This is a genomic window from Ruegeria sp. C11 (genome assembly GCF_056537725.1).
In genome coordinates this window covers 534,645-557,185 of sequence record NZ_JBQFSB010000003.1, presented here as the reverse complement: position 1 = coordinate 557,185, position 22,541 = coordinate 534,645, and the positions used below count along the sequence as shown (strand labels likewise).

Here is a 22,541-nt window from a genome sequence, read left to right as displayed (position 1 = left end):
AAACCGCCGGCCCCGGAAACCATCGTTCAAATGGACCAAAGGCCAGTCATACACTAACAATCAAATTGGACCACACAAGTGGGGCTGATCAATACCGGACACAGGTTAGCGAGTTGGCCGCTGCTCAAACTCTACTATTCCGCATTTTTTGCGGCCCACGCTGTTATGCGCTCTCAAGGAACTGGGGTGGTAAAGATCGAGAGGAACCACGTTAACAAGATAAACCAGTTCCTGTCCCTAATAGGAGTGGGTGGCGGCAGTTTGACGCCCGGTATGTATATTTACAGCTTGGATTTATCAGTCCGAAATAGCCCGCGTATGACCTTTTCACCCCATGGTGCAGGTGGAGGCGTTCATGAGGCATTCTGGAAGAGCTTTTGTCAGTTTTTGGACGATCGCGCGAACGCTGCTGTGGCGTCCGGTGCAGTAGATGCTCAGAATTTGGTTTCTGGGAGTGAGGAGGTAAAGCTGGCAATTAGCGGTTCCGCCGCAGGCTCGGGCTCGTGGATATCCGCCATGAGAAACGACATAAACTATCAACACAAACATGCAGTATGGTTCCCGATACGGCGAAGTGACAGCCTCGGTAACTTGATCACCGATTTGAGGGTCAAGGCGTCCAAAAACGCTGCTTTGGGAAGCTCAGCTAGCAGTAAACCCGTTCATGCTTTTGTTGAAATCTCCCATTACCTTGCGTGTTTGAACGTAGACATTTCAGAGTTTGTGGCTGCGCGATCGACCAAGGGTGGAGCCTTTGGGCAGAAATGGCGACGCATGCGTCAACAGTTGGTGTAACTTCGATAAACTTCGTCAAGACCAGCTTTCCGCCTAGCATCATGGATGAACCGTGATCTGCGAAAATTCTAACTCACTGTAAGTCATTTTGCAGATTGCCTCATACAACACCGGCACAGGTACGTTGCCATCGCCATATCGTCCAGCCATACCGGGCAGGGCATGACCCAAGAGGATGTCATTGATGTCAGGCTGTACACCAGCATGACGGCAAGCATCTTTGAAGTTATGGCGGAAAGAGTGGAAGGAGGTCTTGACCGTCTTCACGCCAATTCGGTCGATGTAACGGTTAAAGTCTTTGCTGGCCTGATCGGAGTAGTAGCCCGTCGCTCCCAGCTTTAGTTCATGGAATATCCGCTCGTGGCCTGCCTGTCGTTGAGCCTCTACGAAGCGGAGGAAGCCAAGTCGGACTAACTCGGGGTGTATGGGTACAAGTCTGCTTTTGCCGAACTTGACGCGTTGGTATTCGTCGCCCTCTTGGACCCGAATTAGGGGTATGCCCTCTTCTTGGTCGATGTCTTCAACGCTCAATTGGCACAACTCGTTCAGTCGTGCGCCAGTCCATAGACCGAGCAGCGGAAGCCAATACCAACTGGTATCGCTCAGGTCTGTATCTCCCGGCGCTGTGCGGAACCGCCTTGATTTGCACCCTGTGTATAGGGGGCTGTTGAGGATGGTTTGCAGTTGCTCTTTGCTGAACGGGTCGTGTTGGTTTCTGGCGTTGTTGTTGTCAGCTATCTTCATCGGCCCAAAGATGTCTGTAACCTCTTCGTCCAACTGTTTGTCGGCCCACTTCCATATCCCTTGTAGCCTTCCCAAGGCCTTGTTGACCGTACTTATTGATAGCCTTGGCAACCCGTGGTCTTTGGCGGCTTGTATGGCGTCTCTAGGAGATAGGCCAATCGTTTGCGGCAGTTTGTTCCTGTTTTTGGGTAGCTCAAGCAGCACGTTTTTAAAGTCGCGCGCGTCAGCCTTTTTGTAGTCGAGAATAGGACGGTCGCCTTGCAATACGATGAATAGGCCTATCCAAGCCTGATAGTCGTTCAACAGTTTGGCTGACCACCCGTCTATCTGTTCCGCCTCAGCTTTTTTCTCGGCAAACAGGACGGACAGTAGCGGGCCAGAAAGCGCCTCAGGGGGCTTCTTTGAAACTGTGACTGGGACGTTGCTGGAACTGGCTTGGGCGCTTTTGGGGGTGCTTACAGCCGCGCTGGGCTTCGTGCTGAAATAGTAGCTCTCGAACGTCTTATCGTGTTCCAGCAGAGCCTTGTAGAAACTGGCTTGTGCTTTTCGGATTTCATCAAGGATGGCCCACCTTGTCTCGACAGGCTGGGCTTGGGCTACGTCAGTTGCATTGCAGAAATTTTGGTATTCCCGCGTGGCGTATTCCTTGCCCATCAAGTCCCAGTAGTCTTCGTTGTCCATCTCATAGTATTGGAGGGTATCAATCATGCGCTCTTTTTCACCCTCGGTGTATGGGCCGAGTTCGTCCCTGCGCGCCTTTGCCCTTTCTAGTACTCTCTTGAAATGCCCATGCACCTTTGTGCGAAGTTCGCCGTAGTTCATGCCCGATTGTTCTATGTGCTTGGTTATTGTGTCGCCGCACACTGCAAGACGCCGTGCCAGAGTACCAGCCTCTTTAGGGCATCTCGTACGCAATGACACCCGAAGGGTCCTAGGTGTGGTGTTTGGTCTGGTGTGGGGTTTTGGTCGTGTGTCGGGTAGGGGCCAACGAAAGTAGTAGATGCCATGTCTGGACAGTGAGAGATACGCATGCAGCTTCATTTTGTGTCACACCTGTGTGTCACACCGCTCAAATGCTTGCTATCTAGTTGTTCTGTTAGGTTTTGGTGGAGCCTAGGGGAGTCGAACCCCTGACCTCTTGCATGCCATGCAAGCGCTCTCCCAACTGAGCTAAGGCCCCAAATAGGTACCGCTTCGCGGTGGACGGACGTTTATGAGACGAAGCACCCAAGTGCAAGCCCAAAAAACAGAGTCCGGTAAAAATTTGTCGGCCGAAACCCAGCCGGAGATTCAGAGGCGGCGCAGTATCCGCCGCCTCCGAAATGTATCAGGATTCGTCCTCGGAGGACATATCCGTGATGTCGTCCAGCGAAACGTTATCGTCGTCGTCATCCTCGAGAATGTCGTCGTCGATATCGACATCCGAAGTGTCATCATCGTCGAGAACCAGATCCTCATCCGAGGTGTTCTCACGTGCCTTGGCCGATGCGGCGTCTTCGGCGTCCGCGGCAATCATCCGGCTTTTGCCGGTTTCCAGTTCCACGATCTCGCCGGTATAGGGGCTAACGATCGGGTCCTTGTTCAGGTCATAAAACCGTTTGCCTGTTGTCGGACAAACGCGCTTTACACCCCATTCTTCCTTGGGCATCTCAAATCCCCTTGATATCAGGTGAGTCGTATAAATGATTCAGCTCACCTGCCACATGCGGCAGGGGCTGTCAAAGCCTTTGAGCAGAGGAGATCGTGCCATGGGGCGACATGCGTTGCCAGGGCATCCGCCAGTGCCCCTGACATTGCGCAGATCGGCGCGTGCGCGACGGATCAGCCTGAGGATTTCTCAGCTGGATGGTCGGGTTACGCTGACCTTGCCACCCGGAGTTCCCGAAACCGAGGCGCTGGATTTCGCGCGGGTCAAGGAGGATTGGATTCGGGGGCATCTGCAGGCCAGACCAGAGCATTCCGTTGTACGACCTGGCGAAGAGATTCCGATTGAGGGGCGGCTGCGGCGAATCGTTGGTGCAACTGGGCGCAGAATTGAACTGCGTCCGGGGGAAGTTGCTGTCCCGTCCGGGTCCGAGGCCCGCAGGCTTGCCCGGTTCCTCAAGGAACTTGCCCGCGAGCGCCTGACTGAAGCCAGCGATGACTATGCCGCTATGCTTGGGCGGTCATACTCGCGCCTCACCTTGCGCGACACCCGGTCCAGATGGGGGTCGTGCAGTTCGGATGGGGGGCTCATGTATTCCTGGCGCCTCATCCTGGCTCCGTCCGAAGTGCTGCATTATGTTGCGGCGCATGAGGTCGCGCATCTGGCCGAAATGAATCATTCCCCGGCTTTCTGGGCACAGGTCGAACGCCTATTCGGGCCGTACGAGGTGCCTCGCCGCTGGCTGCGGGACAATGGCGCGGAACTGCACCGGTACCGGTTCGATATCGACGCGAGTTGACGTCGCCGAATTTTGTGATCACATGGGGCCATGTTGTCCACACGCTCCACAGACTCCCAATCAGCCACTCATGATCGTGTCTACCGCGCATTGCGGTCGCGGATCATGCATGGGGAAATTCCACCGGGTCAGGCTTTGACTCTACGAGGCATTGGCAAGGAATTTGGCGTATCCATGACTCCGGCGCGCGAGACAGTCCGCAGGCTGGCGGCGGAAGGTGCGCTTTCGTTGTCGACATCGGGACGGGTTTCAACACCTGAGCTGAGCAATGACCGTATCGAAGAGCTGGCTGCCTTGCGGGCGCTGCTTGAGGTGGAATTGGCCAGCCGCGCGCTACCGCGTGCCCATATGGCGCTGATCGATCGGTTGCAGACCATCAACATGTCCGTGGCGGAAATGGTGACCAAACGGGATGCAGTCGGGTATATCCGCGCCAATCTGGAATTTCATCGCACGCTGTATCTGCGAGCGCAGGCACCGGCCATGCTGGCCATGGCAGAGACCGTATGGCTGCAGCTTGGGCCAACCATGCGCGCCCTCTATGGTCGGTTGCGCCGGACCGAACCGCCGCATTTTCACAGGCTGATCATATCCGCCCTGAAGGCCGGGGACGAGCCGGGTCTTCGCCTGGCGGTCCGCTCGGACGTCACGCAGGGCCTTCGTCTGCTTGTGGCCTGAGCGGCTTTTTGCCGAATTTCCCAGTGCGGATCGCGTGATGATTTCGAAAGCAATTCACGCGCCATGTTTGGTGGTACGATGCCGGCGAGTTCGCTAATCTGAACACAAATCAAAACAAGAGCAGATTTCAGTCATGATCAATCGTCGAATATTCTCACTTGGGCTTGGGTCAACGATGCTGGCGGCCTGTTCCGGCGGCGGCGTGACGCAAAATACGTCAAGCAGTCGGATGAAGGCGGTGCCAAATGCCGGGTGGGATGCCTGGGTCGCGGGCTTCAAAGGGCGCGCGTCGGCACAGGGTATCTCGCAAACGACCATAGACCGCGCCTTTCAGGGGGCGGGATATCTGCCCGGCGTGATCGAGCGCGATCGCAACCAGACCGAATTCAAGCGCTCGCTTGAGGATTATCTGGCCATTGCCGCTTCGGATGAAAGAATAAGCACTGGCAGGCAGATGCTTCAACGCCACGGGTCCACGTTGTCGCGCATCGAGGCGCAATATGGCGTAGACAAGGAAGTCGTGGTTGCCGTCTGGGGGCTGGAAAGCCGGTACGGCGAGCGACGTGGGGATGTTCCGGTGGTTTCGGCGCTCTCGACGCTGGCCTATGACGGGCGTCGTGGAGCTTTCTTTGAAAGCCAGTTGGTGGCCGCGATGAAGATCCTGCAGAACGGTGATACGACGCCTGCGAACATGACCGGTAGCTGGGCCGGTGCCATGGGGCATACGCAGTTCATTCCGACGTCATATCTGGCCTATGCCGTGGATTTCACCGGCGATGGCCGTCGCGATATCTGGTCGGATGATCCGACGGATTCGCTGGCCTCCACCGCCGCCTATCTGGCCCGCGCGGGTTGGGTCCGGGGGCAGCCTTGGGGAGGTGAGGTCGGTTCGGCCGCTGCGAATTCCGGCACGCCGGTTGCGGTTCTGCAACCGCAGGTTCCAGGACCCAGAATTGCCGTGTTTCGTAATTTCCAGGTTCTGAAACGGTACAACAACTCGGACAGCTATGCGATCGGGGTAGGGCACCTGTCAGACCGCATCGCGGGCGGCGCACCGTTTCAGGCTTCTTTCGGCCCGGACGCGACCGGGTTGACGCTGGATGACCGCAAGGACCTGCAAAGACGTCTGACGGCTGCAGGATACGACACGCAAGGCGCAGACGGGGTGGTCGGGTCCAACACCAAGGCCGCCATCAGCGAATATCAAAGTGCCAACGGCCTGACGGTTACGGGTGAGCCTTCGGTGGACCTGCTGCGCCGCCTAGGCGGCTGAAGGTCTAATCTACCGGGTACAGGGCTGGCCGCGCAGTTAAGCGGCCAGTCCTTTGGAACCGATATCAAGGAATTTCTGCCTGCGATCCTGAATCAGGGCTGCAGCGTCTTTTCCGCTCAACTCCTCCAGCATTGCGGAAATCGCTTCGCTGACGGCTTCGACGGTTGCCGGACGATCACGGTGCGCACCGCCTTTGGGTTCAGCAATGATCCGGTCACAAACCCCGAGTTTGTTCAGGTCCTGCGCTGTCAGGCGCAGCGCCTCGGCAGCTTCGCGCATCTTTTCGGAATCTTTCCAGAGGATCGAGGCGCAGCCTTCGGGTGAAATCACCGAATAGATCGAATGTTCCAGCATCGCGACGCGGTTGGCGGTCGCAAACGCAACCGCGCCACCTGACCCGCCTTCGCCGATGATGACCGAAACCAGAGGTACACCGATTTTCAGACACATCTCGGTCGAGCGCGCGATGGCTTCGGATTGCCCGCGCTCTTCGGCACCTTTGCCGGGATAGGCGCCAGCAGTGTCGATCAGGGTGATCACCGGCAGGCCGAACCGGCCCGCCATTTCCATCAGGCGCACGGCCTTGCGATACCCTTCGGGCCGGGCCATGCCGAAATTCCGTTCGATCCGCGATTTCGTGTCAGAACCCTTTTCGTGACCGATCACCATTACCGGCTGATCGTTGAAACGGGCCAACCCACCAATGACGGCCAGATCGTCAGCAAAGTTCCTGTCACCGGCTAGCGGAGTGAATTCGGAAAACAGTTCCTCGATATAGTCTTTGCAATGGGGCCGTTCGGGATGGCGTGCCACCTGGCATTTCCGCCATGGGGTGAGGTCATCGTACAACTCGTCCAGAAGCTTGGCCGCTTTTGCATCAAGCGCTGCCGCTTCTTCGGTCACGTCCATCTCTTCGTTGGCACGCGCCAGCGCGCGCAATTCCTCGGCCTTGCCTTCGATCTCGGCCAGGGGTTTTTCGAAATCCAGATACTGAGTCATGACGCCTCTTAACGCGAAAGTTCCCTGCTATATGACCTCAGGTCGCTCAGGATGCAACTCAGCAAGATTTGTGGCAATGGAATATGCATCCTCAATGGAGCGAAGTGAAAGAGGAAAGCCCACCATGGCAACCAGTTACGAAGATCGTGTGTTGCGCGTGCTTGCCCATATCCACAGCCACCCGGCAGATGATCTGTCGCTGGACGCTCTGGCGGATGTGGCGGCGATGTCGCGGTTTCATTGGCATCGCGTATTTCGCGCGATCACGGGCGAGACATGCGCACAGGCTGTTCGTCGCTTGCGTTTGCATCGCGCCGCTACGTGGCTGGTACAATCCGAAACGCCGGTCTCGCAGATTGCGGCCGACGTCGGATATCCGAACCTGAAATCCTTTGCACGGGCCTTTTCCGAGGCTTACGGCAGCAGCCCCGCTGCATTCAGAAAGGCGGGGCAGTTTCTGCCGGCTCATCCAAACTTTAAAACCGGAGGATATCCCATGCACCCTGTGACCACCCGAAATGAACCCGCCCGCCGCGTGGCTGCGCTGCCGCACAAGGGCGACTATGCCAAGATCGGCAAGAGCTTTGAAGCGTTCGGAGCGTTGTGCGAATCCCGCCAGCTCTGGCCGCATGTCGGACCCATGCTGGCCCTGTATCTGGACAGCCCCGAGGACGTTCCGCAGGATCAATTGCGCAGTTTTGCAGGTGCTGAATTCCGGGGCGCGGATATTCCCGATGGTATGGAAGAGTGGCAGATACCCGGTGGCAAGACCGCTGTTCTGACCTACAAGGGGCCGTATTCCGGCATCCATGCGGCCTATCACAGCCTGTTTGGTAACTGGTTGCCGCAATCGGGCGAAGAGCCCGCTGATCAGCCTTGCTATGAAATCTACCTGAACAATCCGCGGGAAACGCCGCCTGAGGAGTTGCTGACCGAGATCTGTCTGCCGCTCCGCTAATTCATTGCGGCCAGAGAACCGGATAGAGCGAGGCAACAAGCAGTCCGGCCATGGTCCAGTTAAAAGCCACCAGACGGCGCGGGTTTGTCAGAATTCGCGCCATCTGCTGCCCCAGTACCGTCCAGGTACTGACCGAAGGCAGGTTGATCGCACCGAATACAAGGGCGACAACAATTATTGCGTTCAGCGTCTGGCCCGGCGCGTATGCGGTTGTTGCGGTCAGCGCCATCGCCCAGGCCTTTGGGTTCACCCATTGAAACGCGGCGGCCTGTAGAAAGCTCATTGGCCTGCCCGATGCGTCCTGACCAGTTGCCGGCGCGGCATGGGCAATCTTCCAGGCGAGATACAGCAGATAAACCACAGACGCGATCTTCAGCACGGTATAGCTGACCGGAAATCTTTCAAAGACCTGTACCAACCCTGCGCCAACCAGAAGCACCATGAAAGTAAATCCCAGCCCGATACCCAACATGTGCGGGATCGTGCGCCGAAAGCCGAAATTGGCGCCCGAGGCCATCAGCATCAGGTTGTTCGGCCCCGGCGTGATGGATGAGACGAAGGCAAATACCACAAGGGCAAACAGGATATCGTAGGTCATACGCCGATAATTGCTGCGTTCACGGCAAATGAAATTGCGTTTTTGTGTGTGCTTCAATAAATTCTGCAATAAATGACCAAACTGGACGAAATAAATCGCCGAATATTGCGTGAGCTCTCGCGGGATGGGCGCATCAGCAATCTGGAACTGGCCGAGCGTGTGGGGCTTTCTCCTTCGGCCTGCCTTCGTCGCGTGCAGGAACTGGAGCGGCTGGGTATCATTGCGGGCTATCGTGCCGTGCTGAACCCCGCTGCGCTGGGGCTGGGCTTTGTGGCCTATATCGGTGTCGGGCTGGGAGAGCATACAAAGGCCGCGCAGGAAGGGTTCGAAAAGGCGCTGCAACAGGCACCGGAAGTGGTGGAGTGTCACAACATTACCGGAACCATCGAATATCTACTGCGAGTGGAATGTGCAGACCTTCCTTCATACAAGACATTTCATACCGAAGTTCTCGGGACATTGCCCCATGTCACATCCATCACATCTTATGTTGTCATGGGCTCGCCCAAGGACATGCGGGCCTGAGTCGACAAAAGTGATGCCGAGCGGGGTTGTCGCACGAAAAATTGCCGCCTAGGCTCATGGATGAGTTCGTTTGCATCAGATCGGCGAGGGTCGGCAAACTAACAGCACGGGAGATGAGTATGAAATCATTCTTAACAGGAATGGTTGCGGTATTTGGGTTGACGCTGGCCTCGGCGCTCTCGGCCGCGCCTATCAAGCTAAAACCGGCCAGTCCGCAGCCTTCGAGCCCAAAAGCCGGACTTGCGGTGAAATATGCCTGGGGCGGCGATCCGCCGTCCAAGATTCAATCGATCGACATGGCCAAGCAGATGGTATCCAGCGCCAAACCCGGCCGCGCGTTGCGGGGTTTGGATTATCGGGACACATCCGAAGGCGACCCAGTTCTGACGTTTGACAAGGCGATGAACGTTGCAGCCGATATCAAAGGATATATCCGGTTCGATGCGCCCGGAATCTACGAGCTGGAAACCTGGTCCAATGACGGGATCGACGCCCGGATCGGCGGTCAGCAGGTCGGCTATTTTTCGGCGCGCCAGCCATGCGAGGCCAACCAGCGCGTCGAGGTCGAAGTACCAGAGGCCGGATGGTATGATCTGAACATCGTGTACTTTCAGAAATACAGCACTGCCTGTCTGATGATGAAATGGGGCAAGCAGGGCGAAAAGATGAAATGGGTACCAAACAACGTGTTTGGACACTGAAAAGGTTTGAAAACGGGGCTTCAGGTCCCGTTTTCTTTTGACAGCCCATAGGCTGCACGCAGGATACGTTCCGACGACAACGATGTTGGTATCATCGTTTAATAAGACTCGCCGCTCCGGTCATCATGTAACAGAAGGTCCATACCCCGATCGTGGTTGTGGCCAGATACGCTAGGATCAGGGTCGGGCAGCCGACTCACGCAACGGGTCTTCTGATGAGTTTGTCGTCAGCCGGGGCGTCGATATTTGCCAGCCAGTATCCCATCCCGGCACGGATCAGTGCTGGCAGGACGATATTCAGGGCATTGAGAAAGACGTGTTCCACTCGCTCCTGCATTGGCCCTCGCGTACCACAAAAGAGTGATTCAGCAGCAGAAATTCGGGACGTGCCGGGCAGGGGAAAGAAAACCGCGAGGCAATCGCTGCACTTTTGAGCCTCAATATGCCCGGTAAACGCATGTAGGTTCTTTCCTTCGATGCCCACACAACATATAGTGTCGACCAACAACGCGTGGTCAAAAGCGTGACAAACCGGGAATACAGGCATGGCACATATCATCGTAGTGGGGAACGAAAAGGGCGGCGCAGGCAAGTCTACGGTATCCATGCATGTGGCCACGGCGCTGGCCAGATTAGGTCATAAGGTCAGTTCGCTGGATCTGGATTTGCGCCAACGCAGCCTTGGTCGCTATTTCGAGAACCGCAAGGGCTATATCAACGGGTCCGAGCTTCGGCTGCCCAGCCCCCGACACCACGACCTGCCGGAAATCGACGCCTCGGTTCTGAAACCCGGCGAAAACATCTATGACCACCGGTTGTCTGCAGCCGTTGCCGAGCTGGAAAGTGACAGCGATTTCATACTGATCGACTGTCCGGGGTCTCATACCCGGCTCAGCCAGGTGGCGCATTCATTGGCCGATACGCTGATCACGCCACTCAATGACAGCTTCATCGACTTTGATCTGCTGGCTCGGATCGACACCCAGGGCGAAAAAATTCTCGGCCCGTCCGTCTATTCCGAAATGGTCTGGAACGCGCGTCAGCTTCGGGCGCAGGCAGGGCTGAAACCCCTCGATTGGGTTGTCGTGCGAAACCGGGTCGGCACGCAGCGGATGGTCAACAAGGAAAAGATGCAGCGCGCCATCGAGATGCTGTCCCAGCGAATCGGCTTCCGTGTCGCCTCGGGCTTTTCCGAGCGGGTGATCTTTCGCGAGTTGTTCCCGCGCGGTCTGACACTGCTGGATCTCAAGGACATCGGCGTCAAGCAGCTGAATATCTCGAACATCGCGGCCCGGCAGGAATTGCGCGACATGATGAAGGAACTGAACCTGCCGGGTGTCGAGATCGATTTTTAGGACCCGCCCCGGTACACGGTGAACAGTTCTTTCGGCTCGGAAACGCCGCGCAGCATGTAACGGCCAAGCGAAATCAGATCGTGCGCGCATGGTTGTGCGGCACGCGCCACGTCGTCCGAAAGCAAAATCCTCTGCCCCAATGATCTGTGCATTCCGGCTATTCGGGCCGCCTGATTTACCGCTGGGCCAATCACGGTAAAATCAAGACGGTTTTCCGCCCCGATATTTCCATACAGAATTTCGCCTGCATGCAGGGCCAGCGTATAATTTGCCGTGGGCAGACCGACTGCCTGCCGTTCAGCGTTCTTTTCGGTCATCCGGGCCTGCAACTGAGCAACCGCCTCAAGCGCCGCGCGCGCATCGGCGTCGATTTCACCGACATCGAACATCGCCATCAGGCCGTCGCCCATGAATTTCAGAATGCTGCCATCGCAATCCTGAACCACGTCGACGGCGACGGCCAGATAGTCATTGAGCATTTCGATGATTTCAGGGCCCGGCAGTTCTTCGGACAGGCTGGTGAACCCTTCAAGGTCGAAGTTCCATATCACCGCATCGATCTGCTGAAGCGATCCCCGGCGGATTTCGCCTGACAGCACGCGGCGCCCCGCGTCCCGGCCCAGATATACGCGCATTAGATCACTGGCCATCTTGCGATTGGTCGCCGATTTGATTGCCAAACCCAGATGCGGCAGTGCCGCCCTGATCAACTCCAGATCGCTGTCACGAAACCCGTCGGCGCCGTTGCTGGCCCAAGACAACAGGACACCTTCGGGTGAATTTTTGGGGTCGATGGGTTTGTCCGGATTCCATTTCTCCAACACAAGGCCTGTGGCGAGATAATCGGTGGCTCCGCGTTCGCGCAGCTCATTCAAAAATGGGAACCGGCTGGGTTCGTTTTGCTCAACCAGCCTTTCGCGCAGTGTATCCATCTTTTGTTGCATTAATATATATAGCGGGCTGTTTACCCATCTTTCGCTGGGTGTTTCTGTATATTCATAATTTTCGAAATGCCCGCCTTCGTCATGATACCAGCTATATCCAATCCCCCCATAGGTCGGATGCAGCGCGGTCTGAGCCGAATGAAACCGCATGAGCGGCACACCAAGCTCGACCAGCCTTGTACAATACCCCTCAAGAAGTTCTTCGTGGCCTGCACCTTCCAGCCCCCGCTCGATCAGCCAGCTGATCAGTGTATTGGCCTCAGGGGAAATGGTATTTGCGGCGGTCATGTAAGGCTCCAAATCTGCTGAGAGTCATCTGGGGTTGGCGCCCTGAATTTACCAGTGCGTCAATCCATACCCGCCAATCGTCGCAGCATCATGCGTAGCAGCGCGGCCTCGCCATTTGTGAAATGCGCGGCCAGTTTGGCGTCATATTGCTCTGCAATCCCCCGTAATTCACGATAGACCGACTGACCGCCGGTCGTCAGAGCCAATCGTTCGACCCGGCGATCGTTTTCATCGCGGGTGCGGGACAGATATCGACGCTGTTCCAGCTTATGAACCGCACGGCTGACTTTGGTCTTGTGAATCTTGGCGCGCTCGCCAATTTCCTTGGCGGTCATTTCACCATAATTGCCCAGATGAAAAAGGACGCGCCATTCGGTACGCAACATTCCATACCGATTCTTGTAGACGCGCTGGAATTCCAGCGAACTCTCCTCGGCAGCCTGATTCAGAAGAAAAGGCAGGAAATTTCGCAGATCGAAGTCATCTTTTTCAGGTTTTTTGTGCTGTGTCATGCTTGTTAGTTACAAAATCAACTATTATTCGACAAGCAGCAAACGGAGGAACGCGCCATGAATCGTCCGACTGACCCCCACAAAATGACCCAGGCCAGTACGCCTGTGGGCACGCACGAAGGCTATATGCCGGGTTTTGGAAACGACTTCGAAACCGAGGCTTTGCCCGGTGCTCTGCCGCAGGGCATGAACAGCCCTCAGAAATGTAACTATGGACTGTATGGTGAACAGCTGAGCGGTACGGCCTTTACAGCAACGCATCCTGAACGGACCTGGTGCTATCGCATTCGTCCATCGGTCAAGCACTCGCACCGCTACGAAAAGATCGATCTGCCCTATTGGAAATCTGCGCCCTGCGTCGATCCTGACGTAATCAGCCTTGGCCAATACCGCTGGGACCCGGTTGCGCACTCGGACGAGTCGCTGACCTGGCTGACCGGCATGCGTACCATGACCACGGCAGGTGACGTGAACACCCAGGTCGGAATGGCCAGCCACATATATCTCGTCACTGAATCCATGGTGGACGACTATTTCTATTCGGCCGATTCCGAATTGCTGGTTGTCCCACAAGAAGGGCGCCTGCGCTTTGCGACCGAGCTTGGCATTATTGATCTGGAGCCCAAGGAAATCGCGATTATTCCGCGCGGACTGCTCTATCGCGTCGAAGTTCTGGAAGGTCCGGCTCGTGGATTCGTCTGTGAAAACTATGGCCAGAAATTCGAATTACCGGGCAGGGGCCCAATCGGCGCCAACTGCATGGCCAATCCGCGAGATTTCAAAACGCCGGTTGCCGCGTTCGAGGACCGCGAAGTGCCGTCGACCGTCACCATAAAATGGTGCGGACAGTTCCATACCACCAGCATTGGGCACAGCCCGCTGGATGTGGTTGCCTGGCATGGCAACTATGCGCCCTGCAAATACGATCTGCGCACATATTGTCCTGTCGGGGCCATCCTGTTCGATCACCCCGATCCGTCGATCTTTACCGTGCTGACCGCACCTTCGGGGCAACCGGGAACCGCCAATATCGACTTCGTGCTGTTCCGCGAAAGGTGGATGGTGATGGAGGACACATTCCGCCCGCCATGGTACCACAAGAACATCATGTCCGAGTTGATGGGGAACATCTATGGTCAGTACGATGCCAAACCGCAGGGTTTCGTTCCCGGCGGGATGAGCCTGCACAATATGATGCTGCCACATGGACCGGACAAGGAAGCCTTTGAAAAGGCATCGAATTCGAACCTTGGACCGGACAAGCTGGAAAACACGATGTCGTTCATGTTCGAGACCCGCTTCCCGCAACATCTGACCGCGTTTGCAGCCAACGAAGCGCCACTGCAGGACGACTATATCGATTGTTGGACAACGCTTGAGAAGAAATTCGACGGAACTCCGGGCAAGAAATGAGCGTATCATGAGCTTTGATATCTGGATCACATACGTCGCTACGGTCCTGCTGCTGATGAGTACACCGGGACCAAGCCAGTTGCTGATGCTGTCCAATTCGGCTGCTAACGGGTTGCCGCGTGGCCTGTTCACAGCAGCCGGTGACCTGACCGCAAACCTGTTACAGATGCTGGCAGCAGGTCTTGGCCTTGCGGCACTGATTGCAACTTCTGGTGCGGCGTTGGCGGTCATCAAGTGGCTCGGCGTGGCGTATCTTGTGTTTCTTGGCCTCCGCACAATTCTGAAGGCCGAAAGCAAGACTTCGCAATCCGCGAAACTGGCCAGCCGCAAGGCACTGTGGATGCAAGGTTTTGTAACCTCTGCTGCGAACCCCAAGGCTGTTGTGTTCTTTGCCGCGTTGTTCCCTTTGTTCATAAACGGCGCACAACCATTCTGGCCGCAATTCGCAATTCTGTCGGCAACCTACCTGGCTATCGACGGGCTTTTCCTGACGGTCTATGGCGGCAGCGCAAGCTGGCTGGCCAGCCGCCTGAAAGGATCCGCACGGCTGTGGCTGGACTGGATCGGTGGCAGCTTCATGATCGTGGCGGCCCTGCTTCTAGGGCTGAAATCGCTGCGCTCCGCCCAATAACCCAATTTAGCGGGCTTATATCCGCGACTGATTAAGGACGTAACATGCCGTTAATGAAATCCTGGGTGGCTTCGGCCAACGATGCGAACCACCCCTTTCCGCTGAACAACCTGCCTTATGGCGTCTTTTCGACCGCCGGGTCCGATCCACGTTGTGGTGTCGCCATCGGAGACATGATCCTTGATGTTACCGAGGCAGAGGCCGCAGGTCTCATTTCGCTGGCCGATTATCCTCTGTTCGACGTGCCCTTCTGGAACGAGTTGATGGAAGAAGGTCCTGCCGTCTGGGCGGCGCTGCGTGACCGGCTGATCGCATTGCTTTCAGAAGGCTCGCCGGAACAGGACAAGGTTGAACCGTTGCTTGTGCCGATGACTGACGCCGAATTGCATATGCCTTTTGCGGTCAGCGAATACACTGATTTCTATGCAGGCCGGAACCATGCATTCAACGTCGGTACCATGTTCCGTGGGCCTGAAAATGCACTGCCGCCCAACTGGCTGCATATTCCGATTGGCTATAATGGTCGTGCTTCGTCAGTTGTCGTCTCTGGTACGGATGTCCGCCGACCTTGGGGACAGCTCAAGTCACCTGACCATGATCTGCCTGCGTTTTTGCCCTGCCGCAGATTCGACATCGAACTGGAAATGGGCGCAATTGTCGGCACGCCGTCCGACGGACCGATATCGGTGCAGGAAGCTGATGATAATATCTTTGGCTACGTTCTGCTGAACGACTGGTCGGCCCGCGATATTCAGGCATGGGAATACCAACCTCTTGGTCCCTTTCAGGCCAAGGCCACCGCCACCTCAATCAGCCCGTGGATCGTGACCAAGGCGGCGCTGGAGCCGTTTCGCTGTGACACTCCCGAACGCGAGTTCGAGTTGCTGGATCACCTCAAGGACTGTGGTCCGATGCTCTATGACATCGACCTTGAAATCACCATGGCGCCGGACGGGAAAGACGCGACCACAATTGCGCGTACCAACTATAGGGAAATGTACTATTCCGCCGCGCAACAACTCGCCCACCATACGACGTCAGGCTGCCCGATGAATGCAGGCGACCTTTTGGGGTCCGGCACCATTTCCGGGGCGACCAAGCCCGAGCGCGGATCGCTGCTGGAACTCAGCTGGGGGGGCAAGGAGCCGTTGACGCTGGACACGGGTGAGGCTCGGTCCTTCATCGAAGATGGCGATACGCTGACCCTGAAAGGTGCTGCCAAAGGTGACGGCTATACAATCGGCTTCGGTGACTGCACGGGCACCGTTCTGCCTGCACTTGAAAACCCCTACGCACGATAAGGAAATCACCATGACCAAAGCATTTGCGTCCCAGGGGGACATGACGGAAAAGAAGATATCCTTCACCGAAGTCGGCGAGGGACTGTATGCTTTCACGGCTGAGGGCGATCCAAACTCGGGCGTCATCATCGGCGATGACAGCGTTATGATTGTGGAAGCGCAGGCCACACCTCGACTGGCGAACAAGGTGATCGAGTGTGTGCGTTCAGTGACCGACAAGCCGATCACTCATGTGGCGCTGACCCACTATCACGCGGTGCGCGTTTTGGGTGCCAGTGCCTTCGGTGCACAGCAGATCGTCATGTCCGACATGGCCCGCGCCATGGTCGTGGAACGCGGGCAGGAGGACTGGGATAGCGAATTCCAGCGCTTTCCTCGCCTGTTCGAAGGGCATGAGAGTATCCCCGGCCTGACCTGGCCAACAACCACGTTCAGCGACACGATGACTATCTATCTGGGTAATCGCCGGGTCGACCTGATGCATTTGGGCCGTGCGCATACGGCAGGGGACATTGTCATCCATGTGCCGGACCAGAACGTGATGTTCACCGGCGACATCGTCGAATACCACTCGGCCTGCTATTGCGGCGACGGTCATTTCAATGACTGGGGCGATACCCTGGACGAAATCAAGTGGTTTGACGTTGATGCGATCGCGCCTGGCCGGGGTGATGCGCTGGTTGGCAAGGACATGGTCAACGCCGCCATTGAGAACACGCGTGACTTTGTTGAAAGCACCTATCGCCCGGCGGCAAAGGTTGCGGCGCGCGGTGGATCGCTGAAAGAGGCATGGGATGCCGTGCGCGCAGAATGTGATCCGAAGTTCGCCGATTACGCGATCTATGAACACTGCCTGCCATTCAACGTCGCCCGCGCTTATGACGAAGCACGCGGCATAGACACACCCCGCATCTGGACCGCCCAGCGTGATCTGGAAATGTGGGAGGCCCTGCAGGGCTGATGAATCGGGGCGACTTTGATCCAGATCGTGTTGCCCCGAATGAAACAATGAAACGATACACCAGAACCTTTGGCGCCAGCGCGGCGAAGGACAGGAGATTTGCGCCCTGAGCGCATGAGCATCGGGGGAGGGCCCATGAACAAGATCTTTGAAGTTCCACTCTATGCCTACGAACACAGCGCGGATCAGGACGCATCTGCGCCGGTTCGGCACAAGGTGATCGTGGTCGGTGCAGGGCCAATCGGTCTCGCCGCTGCCATCGACCTTGCGCAACAAGGTGTCGAAGTGTTGGTTCTGGACGATAATGACAAAGTGAGTTTTGGCAGCCGCGCGATCTGTTTTGCCAAACGCCCGCTGGAAATCCTGGATCGGCTGGGGTGCGGGCAGCCAATGGTGGACAAGGGCGTCGTCTGGAACCTTGGCAAGGTCTTTTTCGACGACCGTCAGGTTTATGGTTTCAACCTTCTGCCCGAAGAGGGCCACCAACGCCCGGCGTTCATCAACCTGCAACAATACTATTTTGAAGAATATCTGGTGAACCGGGTCCGTGAATTGCAGGCCGGAGGAGCCCCGATTGAAATCCGGGGACGCAACAAGGTCGAAGCCATTGGTACTCATCCCGATCATGTGAAACTTGAGGTGGAAACGCCCGAAGGTTCCTACACGGTCGAGGCGGACTGGCTGATCGCCTGCGACGGGGCAGGGTCACCAACCCGGGCCATGCTGGGCAAGGATTTTGTCGGCCGCGTGTTCGAAGACAACTTTCTGATCGCGGACGTGATCATGGACGCCGATTTTCCAACCGAGCGCTGGTTCTGGTTCGACCCGCCCTTCAACCGAGGCCAGTCGGCATTGTTGCATAAGCAACCGGACGGGGTCTGGCGGATTGACCTGCAACTGGGATGGGATATCGACAAGGAACGCGAGAAGCGGCCCGAAAACGTCATTCCCCGCCTCAAAGCGATGTTGGGCGAAGACGTGAAGTTCGAACTGGAATGGGTTTCGATCTACACATTCCAGTGCCGCCGCATGGAAAAATTCCGCCATGGTCGCGTGATCTTTGCAGGCGACAGCGCACATCAGGTTTCACCCTTTGGGGCCCGTGGTGCAAATTCAGGGCTGCAGGACACCGACAATCTGTGCTGGAAACTGAAGCTGGTGATGGACGGCAAGGCCCCGGAAAGCCTGCTGGACAGTTATGATGCCGAGCGCATTCACGGTGCGGACGAGAATATTCTGAATTCGACCCGCTCGACCGATTTCATCACTCCGAAATCCGAAATGTCGCGCGTTCTTCGGGATGCGGTTCTGGACCTCAGTGAACACTATGAATTCGCTCGCCCATTGGTGAATTCCGGTCGTCTTAGCGTGCCCTGTACTTATGACGGCTCGCCGCTGAACTCGGCGGACGCTCTGAACGGGCCCGCAAGGACGAGGCCGGGTTCTGCCTGCCCCGATGCCCCGCTGGGCGATGAGTTCCTGCTGCCCAAGCTGGCGGGTAAGTTCACACTGCTCACGATTGACGCGGATGCACCGGACGTCATCGAAGAAGATGGCATCGAAGTCACGCGCCTTGCCCTTTCCGTCAAGGATGATCCGACGCTGGAGCTGAAGCGCCGGTATCTAGGTGACGCCACAAGCGCCGTTTATCTGATCCGTCCGGACCAGCACGTGGCGGCGCGGCGTGACACTTTCGAAGAAAACTCGTTCCGGCATGCGATCCGCCGGGCCACCGGCAAGGAGTAAGAGCACATGACCGATCTGATCCTGACACCGAATATCGACGGCGCGGATGACTTTTATGCCGATCTACTGGCGGCCCATGAGGGGCTGGAGAAAGCGGACAGTGATGCCCTGAACGCCCGGCTTGTACTGGTGCTCGCCAATCACATTGGTGATCGCGCAGTATTGAGCCAGGCAATTAATGCAGCGGCCCTGAAACAGGAGTAAACCCAATGAAAATTGAACAGATTCACCACGTTGCCTATCGCTGCAAGGACGCCAAGGAAACGGTCGAGTGGTACGGCAAGATGCTGAATATGGACTTCATTCTGGCGATTGCCGAGGATCATGTCCCCTCAACCCACGAACCTGACCCTTACATGCATCTGTTTTTGGATGCGGGGAATGGCAATGTTCTGGCGTTCTTTGAGTTGCCGACTAAGCCCGAAATGGGTCGCGACCCGAATACCCCCAAATGGGTGCAGCATATCGCCTTCAAGGTAAAAGACCGTGAAGAACTGATTGCGTTCAAGGATCATCTGGAAGCCAACGGTGTTGAGGTTCTTGGCGTCACAGATCACTCGATCTTTCATTCGATCTACTTCTTCGATCCGAACGGGCATCGTGTCGAACTGGCCTGCCCGGACCCAGAAGAACAAGCGATGCTGGACAAGCTGAACGAGGTGAAGTGGGACATGCTGGAAGAGTGGTCAAAGACGAAAAAGGCCCCCAAACATGCAGACTGGCTGCATGCAAAGGAACTGAGTAACCTCTGAGGCAACCAAACTGTTCGAAACTGGCAACCGGCAGACGTCGGTTGCCTTACTGCATTCGGGGAAGATTAAATGAGCGACGTCGTGCTCTATGACTACTGGCGGTCTTCGGCCAGTTATCGCGTTCGGATCGCGCTGAATCTGGCCGGGATTGCCTACCGGTCAGTTGTTGTTGATCTGGTCAGCGGAGAGCAGAAATCCGACGCTCATTTAGCTTTGAACCCTCAGGGATTTGTACCTGTTCTGGAAATCGACGGCCAAAGGCAGACGCAATCACTGGCGATACTCGACTATCTGGACCAAACGCGGGGGCTGGGCCTGTTGTCCGAATCCCCGGCCGCGCGGGCCCGTGAACAGGCTTTGGCCCATTCCATTGCTGTGGATATACACCCTGTCTGCAACCTGCAGGTGGCCAAATATGCAACCGACCTCAGTGGTGGAACCGAAGGAATGCCCGGCGACTGGATGCGGCATTTCATTCGCCCGGGGTTGCTGGCCTTTGAAACCCTGCTGAGCGGCTTTGATCAGGCGCCCTTTTGCACTGGTTCAAAACCGGGACTGGCCGATATCTGTTTGATGCCACAGATGTATAACGCCCGGCGGTGGGACGTGGACCTGACCAACATGCCAAAACTTCTGCGTGCCGAAGCCGCTTGTGCCAAACATCCGGCTTTTGTTGCAGCGCATCCAGATATGCACGCACCCGCCTGAACGGGCGCACATATTATGTTTGCGGATGGATGTGTTCATCGCCGTCCGGCCACCTTAAATTTCGGGCAGTCACCGTAAGAGGTTCGAATGCCCGAAATCACCGGATACCACGCCCACGTCTATTTCGGCGCTGATACGCAGGATACTGCGCAGCAGGTTTGCGAAGATGCCGCTCGCCTGTTTCCCGTTCAGATGGGCCGGATGCACGCCCGCAATGTCGGCCCTCATCCCCGATGGAGCTGCCAGCTAGGGTTCGACGCCGACGCATTTGACGCTGTTATACCCTGGCTTTTGCTGAACCGGCAGGGATTGACCGTTTTCACCCACCCCGAAACCGGACAGCACCTTGAAGATCACCGTGACAGGGCCTTCTGGATGGGCGAGATGCTGGATCTGGATTTGTCGATTTTCGATCGCTGAACCTACAAAGCAGGCCGCCCTTTGAGCGGCCTGTTTGTTTTCAGTATCCGATCAAAGCGCCCGCGCCCGGTCCCGCAGGGCGAATTTCTGAATCTTACCCGTAGACGTCTTGGGCAATGCTCCGAACACGACGGTCTTAGGTGCCTTGAAGTGGGCCATGTTGTCCCTGCAGAACGTTATCAGTTCCGCCTCGGTTGTCTCTTTGCCGGGTTTCAGTTCGACGAAAGCGCATGGGGTTTCACCCCATTTTTCGTCCGGACGGGCGACCACTGCCGCCTCCATCACTGCCGGGTGCTTGTAAAGGATGCCCTCAACCTCGACTGACGAGATGTTTTCGCCCCCCGAAATGATGATGTCCTTGGACCGGTCCTTGAGCGCGATATACCCGTCAGGATGCATAACCCCCAGATCGCCCGAGGCAAACCACCCCCCTTTGAAGGCCTTGTCCGTGGCGTCGGGATTCTTGAGGTATCCTTTCATCACGATGTTGCCCTGCATGAATATCTCGCCCATGGTTTCACCGTCAGCGGGGACCGGTTCCAGGGTTTCGGGATCGGCAACCATGAGACCGGACAAGGCAACGTATTTCACCCCTTGCCGTACTTTCAGCGCCGAACGCTCTTCGGCCTCTTTGGCGTCCCATTCATCTTTCCATGCACAGACGACTGATGGGCCGTATGTCTCGGTCAGACCATAGACATGAGTGACCGCGACCCCCATCCCCTCCATCTTTTCGATGACAGCGGCAGGGGGCGGCGCACCTGCTGTCATCACCTTGATCTCATGATCGAAATCCCTCAGGTGATCGGGCGCGTTTGCCAGCATGTTCAGCACGATCGGGGCGCCACAGAAATGCGTGACCTTTTCATCGTGGAAGGCGCGATAAATCGGCTCGTCCCGTACCGCGCGCAGACAGATCGACACACCTGCATTGGCCGCCATCGTCCAGGGGAAACACCATCCATTGCAATGAAACATCGGCAGCGTCCACAGATAGACCGAGTGCTTCGGCATACCCCAGTCCAGAATGTTCGAGGTCGCATTCAGAGCCGCCCCGCGATGGTGGTAAACAACCCCCTTGGGGTTGCCGGTCGTGCCTGAGGTGTAATTCAGAGAAATCGCATCCCATTCGTCCGCTGGCAGCGACCACTCAAACTCGGGATCGCCCTCGGCCAGCAGTGCGTCATAGGTCAGCACCCCCAGTTTTTCGCCGCCGTCAAAGCTGGCATCCTCAATATCGATCACCAGTAGGTCCGGCCTCTCGACCTGCTTCAATGCGTCCTGCACAACACCCGAGAACTCGGGATCGACAAGCAGAACCTTGGCTTCGGCGTGGTTCAGAATGAACGCGATGATCGTTGCGTCGAGGCGCGTGTTGATGGCGTTCAGGACCGCTCCGGCCATCGGTACACCAAAATGCGCCTCGTACATTTCCGGGATATTGGCTGCGATGATGGAAACCGTATCTCCCCGCCCGATGCCGCGCCCGGCCAGTGCACTGGCCAGACGTCGGCTACGCGAATAGGTTTGCGCCCAGGTGTACCTGCGCTGGCCATACACCACCGATTCATAATCGGGATACACGGCTGCGGTCCGCTCGATATAGCTTAGCGGAGAAAGCTGTGTGTGGTTGGCTTGATTCTTGCCCAGATGGCGATCGTAAATGTTGGTCGAAGTCATCTGCCATTCCTCCCAGATCGTGTTGGCGCATAGAGCACAAAGAAGTGTTTGAAATAAATCCGTAGTAATACTAGTCCGTTTTGGACTGGAGATACGCGATCAGCCCATCTGGCCC

Annotated in this window: 25 protein-coding genes and 1 tRNA gene; 17 read left to right on the top strand and 9 right to left on the bottom strand. The window is 56.7% G+C overall.

Annotated features, from left to right (window positions below; genetic code table 11):
- The first annotated feature begins 78 nt into the window (after nucleotides 1-78).
- Nucleotides 79-795 carry a hypothetical protein gene (locus ACR0NA_RS08695; RefSeq protein WP_480728019.1) on the top strand — a complete coding sequence of 239 codons (717 nt, stop codon included), beginning with the start codon at nucleotides 79-81 and terminating at the stop codon, nucleotides 793-795.
- Between the two features lie 39 nt (nucleotides 796-834).
- Here ACR0NA_RS08695 and ACR0NA_RS08690 read toward each other — a convergent pair whose 3' ends face one another.
- From ACR0NA_RS08690 to ACR0NA_RS08680, 3 genes are all read right to left on the bottom strand, one after another.
- A complete protein-coding gene (locus tag ACR0NA_RS08690) occupies nucleotides 835-2,361 on the bottom strand; it encodes a site-specific integrase (RefSeq protein ID WP_480728015.1) in 1,527 nt (508 codons plus the stop codon).
- Nucleotides 2,362-2,643: 282 nt separating this feature from the next.
- Nucleotides 2,644-2,719: transfer RNA gene (locus ACR0NA_RS08685), tRNA-Ala, on the bottom strand.
- A 147-nt stretch (nucleotides 2,720-2,866) separates the two neighbouring features.
- On the bottom strand, nucleotides 2,867-3,187 hold the full coding sequence (locus ACR0NA_RS08680) for a TIGR02300 family protein (RefSeq protein WP_480728014.1): 321 nt from the start codon (nucleotides 3,185-3,187) through the stop codon (nucleotides 2,867-2,869).
- 100 nt (nucleotides 3,188-3,287) lie between these two features.
- Here ACR0NA_RS08680 and ACR0NA_RS08675 point away from each other — a divergent pair, with 100 nt between their 5' ends.
- The 3 genes from ACR0NA_RS08675 (at nucleotide 3,288) to ACR0NA_RS08665 (ending at nucleotide 5,934) form a co-directional block, all read left to right on the top strand.
- Complete coding sequence (locus tag ACR0NA_RS08675) at nucleotides 3,288-3,983, top strand: M48 family metallopeptidase (RefSeq protein WP_480728010.1); 696 nt, start codon at nucleotides 3,288-3,290, stop codon at nucleotides 3,981-3,983.
- Between the two features lie 30 nt (nucleotides 3,984-4,013).
- Nucleotides 4,014-4,661, top strand: a complete 648-nt coding sequence (locus ACR0NA_RS08670; RefSeq protein WP_480728006.1) for a GntR family transcriptional regulator — start codon at nucleotides 4,014-4,016, stop codon at nucleotides 4,659-4,661.
- A gap of 133 nt (nucleotides 4,662-4,794) precedes the next feature.
- Nucleotides 4,795-5,934: a lytic murein transglycosylase gene (locus ACR0NA_RS08665; RefSeq protein WP_480728004.1), complete on the top strand. Its 1,140-nt coding sequence runs from the start codon at nucleotides 4,795-4,797 to the stop codon at nucleotides 5,932-5,934.
- Between the two features lie 36 nt (nucleotides 5,935-5,970).
- Here the strand turns inward: ACR0NA_RS08665 and ACR0NA_RS08660 are convergent, their stop codons facing one another.
- Nucleotides 5,971-6,933: an acetyl-CoA carboxylase carboxyltransferase subunit alpha gene (locus ACR0NA_RS08660; RefSeq protein ID WP_480448472.1), complete on the bottom strand. Its 963-nt coding sequence runs from the start codon at nucleotides 6,931-6,933 to the stop codon at nucleotides 5,971-5,973.
- A gap of 124 nt (nucleotides 6,934-7,057) precedes the next feature.
- Between ACR0NA_RS08660 and ACR0NA_RS08655 the strand changes: the two genes are divergently transcribed.
- The gene (locus ACR0NA_RS08655) at nucleotides 7,058-7,891 is read left to right on the top strand and encodes an AraC family transcriptional regulator (RefSeq protein WP_480728001.1); all 834 of its coding nucleotides are present in this window, start codon (nucleotides 7,058-7,060) and stop codon (nucleotides 7,889-7,891) included.
- Nucleotide 7,892: 1 nt separating this feature from the next.
- On the opposite strand, the gene ACR0NA_RS08650 is transcribed toward ACR0NA_RS08655, so the two are convergent.
- A complete protein-coding gene (locus ACR0NA_RS08650; RefSeq protein WP_480727999.1) occupies nucleotides 7,893-8,489 on the bottom strand; it encodes a LysE family translocator in 597 nt (198 codons plus the stop codon).
- Nucleotides 8,490-8,561: 72 nt separating this feature from the next.
- On the opposite strand from ACR0NA_RS08650, the gene ACR0NA_RS08645 reads away from it, so the two are divergent.
- A complete protein-coding gene (locus ACR0NA_RS08645; RefSeq protein ID WP_480727996.1) occupies nucleotides 8,562-9,014 on the top strand; it encodes an Lrp/AsnC family transcriptional regulator in 453 nt (150 codons plus the stop codon).
- Nucleotides 9,015-9,133: 119 nt separating this feature from the next.
- The gene (locus tag ACR0NA_RS08640; RefSeq protein ID WP_170651170.1) at nucleotides 9,134-9,715 is read left to right on the top strand and encodes a PA14 domain-containing protein; all 582 of its coding nucleotides are present in this window, start codon (nucleotides 9,134-9,136) and stop codon (nucleotides 9,713-9,715) included.
- 196 nt (nucleotides 9,716-9,911) lie between these two features.
- On the opposite strand, the gene ACR0NA_RS08635 is transcribed toward ACR0NA_RS08640, so the two are convergent.
- Entirely contained in the window at nucleotides 9,912-10,052 is a 141-nt protein-coding gene (locus ACR0NA_RS08635; protein ID WP_480727994.1) for a hypothetical protein, read from the bottom strand.
- A gap of 208 nt (nucleotides 10,053-10,260) precedes the next feature.
- On the opposite strand from ACR0NA_RS08635, the gene ACR0NA_RS08630 reads away from it, so the two are divergent.
- Nucleotides 10,261-11,070 carry a division plane positioning ATPase MipZ gene (locus ACR0NA_RS08630; protein ID WP_170651168.1) on the top strand — a complete coding sequence of 270 codons (810 nt, stop codon included), beginning with the start codon at nucleotides 10,261-10,263 and terminating at the stop codon, nucleotides 11,068-11,070.
- Here ACR0NA_RS08630 and ACR0NA_RS08625 read toward each other — a convergent pair.
- Entirely contained in the window at nucleotides 11,067-12,302 is a 1,236-nt protein-coding gene (locus tag ACR0NA_RS08625) for an adenylate/guanylate cyclase domain-containing protein (protein WP_480727992.1), read from the bottom strand. The two genes, ACR0NA_RS08630 and ACR0NA_RS08625, sit on opposite strands and share 4 nt — an antisense overlap.
- A 59-nt stretch (nucleotides 12,303-12,361) precedes the next feature.
- Nucleotides 12,362-12,814 (bottom strand): MarR family transcriptional regulator, encoded by a 453-nt coding sequence (locus ACR0NA_RS08620; protein WP_170651166.1) that lies wholly within the window; start codon nucleotides 12,812-12,814, stop codon nucleotides 12,362-12,364.
- 57 nt (nucleotides 12,815-12,871) lie between these two features.
- On the opposite strand from ACR0NA_RS08620, the gene hmgA reads away from it, so the two are divergent.
- From hmgA to ACR0NA_RS08575, 9 genes are all read left to right on the top strand, one after another.
- Nucleotides 12,872-14,227 (top strand): homogentisate 1,2-dioxygenase, encoded by a 1,356-nt coding sequence (gene hmgA / locus ACR0NA_RS08615; protein WP_480448480.1) that lies wholly within the window; start codon nucleotides 12,872-12,874, stop codon nucleotides 14,225-14,227.
- A 7-nt stretch (nucleotides 14,228-14,234) separates the two neighbouring features.
- Nucleotides 14,235-14,858 (top strand): LysE family translocator, encoded by a 624-nt coding sequence (locus ACR0NA_RS08610; protein WP_480727988.1) that lies wholly within the window; start codon nucleotides 14,235-14,237, stop codon nucleotides 14,856-14,858.
- A gap of 44 nt (nucleotides 14,859-14,902) precedes the next feature.
- Complete coding sequence (fahA, locus tag ACR0NA_RS08605; RefSeq protein ID WP_480727984.1) at nucleotides 14,903-16,159, top strand: fumarylacetoacetase; 1,257 nt, start codon at nucleotides 14,903-14,905, stop codon at nucleotides 16,157-16,159.
- Nucleotides 16,160-16,169: 10 nt separating this feature from the next.
- Nucleotides 16,170-17,120 (top strand): MBL fold metallo-hydrolase, encoded by a 951-nt coding sequence (locus ACR0NA_RS08600; protein WP_170651162.1) that lies wholly within the window; start codon nucleotides 16,170-16,172, stop codon nucleotides 17,118-17,120.
- A 135-nt stretch (nucleotides 17,121-17,255) separates the two neighbouring features.
- Entirely contained in the window at nucleotides 17,256-18,866 is a 1,611-nt protein-coding gene (locus ACR0NA_RS08595; RefSeq protein WP_170651161.1) for an FAD-dependent oxidoreductase, read from the top strand.
- Nucleotides 18,867-18,872: 6 nt separating this feature from the next.
- Nucleotides 18,873-19,070 (top strand): DUF2783 domain-containing protein, encoded by a 198-nt coding sequence (locus ACR0NA_RS08590; RefSeq protein WP_170651160.1) that lies wholly within the window; start codon nucleotides 18,873-18,875, stop codon nucleotides 19,068-19,070.
- Between the two features lie 5 nt (nucleotides 19,071-19,075).
- A complete protein-coding gene (locus tag ACR0NA_RS08585; RefSeq protein WP_480727978.1) occupies nucleotides 19,076-19,618 on the top strand; it encodes a VOC family protein in 543 nt (180 codons plus the stop codon).
- Nucleotides 19,619-19,687: 69 nt separating this feature from the next.
- Nucleotides 19,688-20,326 carry a maleylacetoacetate isomerase gene (gene maiA, locus ACR0NA_RS08580; RefSeq protein ID WP_480727976.1) on the top strand — a complete coding sequence of 213 codons (639 nt, stop codon included), beginning with the start codon at nucleotides 19,688-19,690 and terminating at the stop codon, nucleotides 20,324-20,326.
- A gap of 87 nt (nucleotides 20,327-20,413) precedes the next feature.
- Nucleotides 20,414-20,746: a DOPA 4,5-dioxygenase family protein gene (locus tag ACR0NA_RS08575; RefSeq protein ID WP_480727974.1), complete on the top strand. Its 333-nt coding sequence runs from the start codon at nucleotides 20,414-20,416 to the stop codon at nucleotides 20,744-20,746.
- A 51-nt stretch (nucleotides 20,747-20,797) separates the two neighbouring features.
- Here ACR0NA_RS08575 and ACR0NA_RS08570 read toward each other — a convergent pair whose 3' ends face one another.
- On the bottom strand, nucleotides 20,798-22,426 hold the full coding sequence (locus ACR0NA_RS08570) for an acyl-CoA synthetase (RefSeq protein ID WP_480727972.1): 1,629 nt from the start codon (nucleotides 22,424-22,426) through the stop codon (nucleotides 20,798-20,800).
- Nucleotides 22,427-22,541: the final 115 nt, after the last annotated feature.